The organism is Daejeonella sp. (assembly GCF_049655485.1).
Classification (GTDB): Bacteria; Bacteroidota; Bacteroidia; order Sphingobacteriales; family Sphingobacteriaceae; genus Daejeonella.
This window is the reverse complement of record NZ_JBASJU010000118.1, coordinates 1-4,525: the sequence shown is the minus strand read 5'-3', so window position 1 is coordinate 4,525 and position 4,525 is coordinate 1. Positions and strand designations below refer to the sequence as shown.

5 protein-coding genes and 1 pseudogene are annotated in these 4,525 nt (G+C 41.8%); 5 read left to right on the top strand and 1 reads right to left on the bottom strand.

All coding sequences use genetic code 11. The annotated features are described in order from the left end of the window. The 5 genes and pseudogenes from WBJ10_RS04815 to WBJ10_RS04795 all read left to right on the top strand — a co-directional run. Positions 1-365 (top strand): annotated as a pseudogene (locus WBJ10_RS04815) (TonB-dependent receptor); the annotation flags it as partial. Positions 366-387: 22 nt separating this feature from the next. Continuing rightward, complete coding sequence (locus tag WBJ10_RS04810; RefSeq protein WP_424288392.1) at positions 388-2,085, top strand: RagB/SusD family nutrient uptake outer membrane protein; 1,698 nt, start codon at positions 388-390, stop codon at positions 2,083-2,085. Positions 2,086-2,156: 71 nt separating this feature from the next. Next, entirely contained in the window at positions 2,157-2,534 is a 378-nt protein-coding gene (locus tag WBJ10_RS04805) for a hypothetical protein (RefSeq protein ID WP_424288391.1), read from the top strand. A gap of 87 nt (positions 2,535-2,621) precedes the next feature. Beyond that, positions 2,622-3,284 carry a DUF2461 domain-containing protein gene (locus tag WBJ10_RS04800; protein ID WP_424288390.1) on the top strand — a complete coding sequence of 221 codons (663 nt, stop codon included), beginning with the start codon at positions 2,622-2,624 and terminating at the stop codon, positions 3,282-3,284. A gap of 12 nt (positions 3,285-3,296) precedes the next feature. Then, on the top strand, positions 3,297-4,136 hold the full coding sequence (locus WBJ10_RS04795; protein WP_424288393.1) for an OmpA family protein: 840 nt from the start codon (positions 3,297-3,299) through the stop codon (positions 4,134-4,136). Between the two features lie 2 nt (positions 4,137-4,138). Here the strand turns inward: WBJ10_RS04795 and rfbC are convergent. After that, positions 4,139-4,525, bottom strand: a 387-nt coding sequence (gene rfbC, locus WBJ10_RS04790) for a dTDP-4-dehydrorhamnose 3,5-epimerase (RefSeq protein WP_424288389.1), incomplete at its 5' end; no start/stop codon positions are given.

Below are 4,525 nucleotides of genomic sequence, written 5' to 3'. Positions count from 1 at the left end.
CACGTATGTTGTACGAGTCATGGACTCCTGGCAGAACTAACGCTAAGTTGCCTATGCTGCGCTCAGGAGATGCCGCAAGTAGTGTTCCGTCTGACTATTTCCTTGAAGACGGTTCATACCTAAGGATTAAGAATATACAGTTAGGTTACAACCTGCCTTTAAAATGGATTTCAAAAGCGGGTATGAATTCTGCCCATATTTATGTTCAGGGGCAAAACATGTTTACGTTTACTAAATATACCGGCCTTGATCCTGAAATTAATCTAAGAGGTTACGGAGATGGTAATGATCGTCAATTGGGCGTGGACGAAGGTGCTTATCCAACAGCTAAGAATCTTCTGTTCGGAGTTAACGTAAGTTTTTAATAACCTATAAATTGTAGAAAACATGAAAAAGAAAATATTTTACCTTGCCGCATTTTTCGTCACAACTTCACTCTCAGCATGTAAAGATGATTTTTTGACGACTACGCCGAAAGGGGTAATCAATCAGCAAGCTTTAGAAACGAAAAAGGGTGTTGACGCCTTACTTATTGGAGCATATTCGCTTCTTGATGGGGTAGGTTCGGGTAATACCTCATGGCACAGTGCGATCACCAACTGGGTTTATGGGGCTGTTGCTGCTGATGATACCTATAAAGGTACAGACGCAGGAGATCAGCCTGAAATTACCTTTATTGAAACATATAACTGGTTGCCAACCAATACCCATTTCAGAGGTAAATGGCGCAATGTGTATGATGGTGTCGCACGCTGCAATGATGTGTTGCAGGTAATGGCAAATGCTAAAGATATGACCCCGGCCGAAAAAGCTCAAGTCACTGCAGAGGCCCGTTTTTTAAGAGGACATTACCATTTCGAAGCAAAAAAGATGTGGAATAATGTACCTTATATCGATGAAAAAACCTATGATACCAGCAACCCGGAAAGCACGAAGGTTCCTAATAAAGAGGATATCTGGCCGAAGATAGAAGCAGATTTCAAAGCAGCTTACGACGTGTTGCCAGTAAATCAAACTCAAAAAGGACGGGCTACAAAATATGCAGCAGCGGCTTACCTCGCAAAAGTCTATATGTTTCAGCGCAAATTTGCACAGGCAAAGCCACTACTTGACGAAATAATTGCAAGTAACAAATACACGCTTGTTCCTTTATTCTACGACAATTTTAATGCTGCGACTAATAACAATAGTGAGTCAATATTCGAAGTGCAAATGTCGGTGAACGATGGTTCTCCCGGAGGGACTAATGGTAACAACGGAAATATCCTAAACTACCCATATACCGGTCCATGGAACTGCTGCGGTTTTGAACAGCCTTCTCAGAATCTTGTGAACGCTTTCCAGACTGAAAACGGCTTACCTTTACTGGACACCTATAATAACGTAGATGTAAAGAATGATGAAGGGCTAAATGCTACTGATCCTTTCACGCCTCATTCAGGACCCCTGGATCCTCGTTTAGATCATACTGTTGGTCGTAGAGGAATTCCTTATCTGGATCACGGCATGCATACTGGCAAACCATGGGTGCGTGATCAGGCCTACGCAGGGCCTTACTCTCCTAAAAAAGCTGTATGGTCAAAGGGTTTCTCTCATGCAACAAACAGAAATAACTCACTCAATTATCGCCTGATTCGTCTGGCCCATGTACTTTTATGGCGGGCGGAAGTTGCAGTCGAGGAAAACGATCTGGAAAAAGCCCGAACTCTTGTCAACCAGGTTCGAAGCAGGGCATCCAACCCAGCCGGATTTGTAAAGATGTCGGATGGATCACCCGCGGCGAACTACGTCATAGCCACGTATTCAAGTCCTTTCGCATCACAAACTACCGCACGTAAAGCTGTACAATTTGAAACAAGGCTGGAAACCGGTATGGAGGGGCATAGATTCTTTGACCTGGTACGATGGGGAATAGCAGATCAGGTTTTAAACACTTATGTCGCCAAAGAAAAGTTAAAACGGACATACCTGAATGGTGCTACATTTAAGAAAGGTGTGAATGAATATTATCCGATCCCGCAAGCTGAGATCATAAACAGTACGGTGGGCGGGGTTAATACACTTACCCAAAACCCGGGTTACTAATCACCTGGATTTGTTAAGAAGGGTTGGCATGGATTCCAACCTTTAAAATGATTAAACAAATAGCTGAATAATTGTCTGCAATAGCAGGTGATTGTTCAGCTATTTTTATGTCAAAATATGTTGCTGCAGCGTATGTCGCCGACAAAGTCTTCAATAATCCTTATCTTTGCGTCATGAAACCGATAAAGATTTTCCTATTGCTTTTCATGTTTCTTTTTACCGCTGCCCTTACTACTGAAGTTTCTGCCCAATGTGCCATGTGCACCCTAAACGCGGATAATTCCACGCAAAACGGCAATACAGAGGGTAATGGATTGAACGATGGAATTTTGTATTTACTTGCGGCACCATATATTGCAGTAGCTGTTGTTGGTTTTATCTGGTATAAAAAATACAAGCGTAAAAACGTTGCGGTACATATGAAGGGTGGGAAGATTAATCTTAACTGAGGTGAAAGGTGAAGCCTCGCAAATTAGGAATAATTACTATGTTGCTTACAGCGTTTAGACCTAACAACAAGCAACTAACAACCAAAAATGATCAAACCCGGAACTTTTGATTTTCTGACAGACTTAGCTAAGAATAATAACCGGGAATGGTTTCAGGAAAACAAGTTCAGGCATGATGAAGCCCGCAGCAATGTTCTTGAATTTGTTGGCGAGCTGATTAAAGGCCTTTCCAAAATAGATCAAACAATTTCTTCCGATCTTGATCCTAAATCCTGTGTAATGCGGATATACCGCGATGTGAGGTTTAGTCTTAATAAAACGCCATATAAATCAAATTTCGGTGCTGGTATTTCTCAGCAGGGCAAAAACTTTAACGGGCCTGGGTACTACTTGCATATCCATCCCGAGGAATGTTTTGTCGCCGGCGGATGCTGGATGCCTGAGCCGGAAATGTTAAAATCGATTCGTCAGGAAATGGATTATAGCGGAAACGATTTTCGCGAGATCGTCACTGCTGCGGATTTTAAGGATTATTTTGGTGAGCCCGACCAGGAGTTTAAGCTCAAAACAGTGCCTAAAGGTTATACGATAGACCATCCTCATATCGAATACCTCAAGTTAAAGAGTTTAACATTTACACATATTATAGATCCTAAGGAACTTTCCAAGCCTGGTGCAGCCCGAAAAGTGCTTGAAGGTTTTGAAAAATTATTTCCCTTTATGATCTTTTTAAGAACCGCTATTTCATAAATTTGAGCCATGATGAAAAAATTTTCCCTGCCAGTCTTATTTATCCTTTTTATCTCTGTTCTATCGTCTTGCGTAGTTTTATCACCTAAAAAGTACAACGGCTTGCTTGCACAACGTGATTCTCTTTCATTAGGATGGGAAACTGCAAGGGCAAAAATTACATCTCTCGAAGGGGAACTTGCCTCCCTTAAATCGGATACAGCTTCTCTTAATTTACGGATTGCGGGCCTTGAAGGCAGAGTTCAGGGACTTGATGAAAACCTCAGCTCACTTCGTTCAAATAGTTCATCTGAGATAAGCAAACTTGCCGCTGATCTTCAGAAACGTGAGGCAAGATTGAAAGAAGTCGAAGAAATATTGCGCCGAAGGGATGAAGCGACTAACGCCCTTAAAGATAAACTTCAAAAAGCTCTGCTGGGCTTCCAGCAAAGCGGACTTTCTGTTGATATCAGAAATGGAAAAGTCTATGTATCGCTTACTGATAAATTACTTTTTAGCAGCGGTAGTATTGTTATTGATGAGAAAGGTAAGATGGCCCTTCAGGGACTGGCAACGGTACTTAAAACCCAGCCGGAAATAAACATTTCTGTAGAAGGTCATACAGATAATCAACGTGTGGTGAACCTCGGCCAGATTAAAGATAACTGGGATTTGAGTGTATTGCGTGCCACATCGGTAGTTAGATTCCTTACTGACGTAGAAAAGATAGAAAACAGCCGGATCACTGCTACAGGTAAGGGCGAATATCAGCCAATTCAGCAGGGTTCATCTTCCGATATCCGAAGCAGGAACAGGCGGATTGAGATTGTACTTTCACCGAAATTAGATGAGTTATACAATCTTATTAAATAACCCTAAAACGTACTCACAAAATCCTTGAACAAAGGAAGCACCTTATCTTTATCCGACAAGATCACTTCCGAAGCGTCAATACCCCAATCGATCCCCAGATCTTTATCATTCCATAACACACCTATTTCCGACGCTTTATCATACAGGTTCGTCACTTTATAAGTAAAGATAGTATCATCTTCAAGCGTTACGAAACCATGTAAAAAGCCCGGAGGTACCCATAACATTTTGTGATTTTCTTCACTTAGATTGGCGGTTAAATGCTGACCATAAGTGGGAGAATCCTTTCTTATATCGACCGCAACATCGGTAACACTTCCTTTAATTACACGAACCAATTTGCCCTGAGCACTTGGATTACTTTGTGCATGCAGTCCCCTAAGTGTGCC

Coding starts and splice junctions, on each gene's coding strand:
- WBJ10_RS04800 (WP_424288390.1), top strand. CDS start 2,622: ATGATCAAACCCGGAACTTTTGATTTTCTGACAGACTTAGCTAAGAAT.
- WBJ10_RS04795 (WP_424288393.1), top strand. CDS start 3,297: ATGAAAAAATTTTCCCTGCCAGTCTTATTTATCCTTTTTATCTCTGTT.
- WBJ10_RS04810 (WP_424288392.1), top strand. CDS start 388: ATGAAAAAGAAAATATTTTACCTTGCCGCATTTTTCGTCACAACTTCA.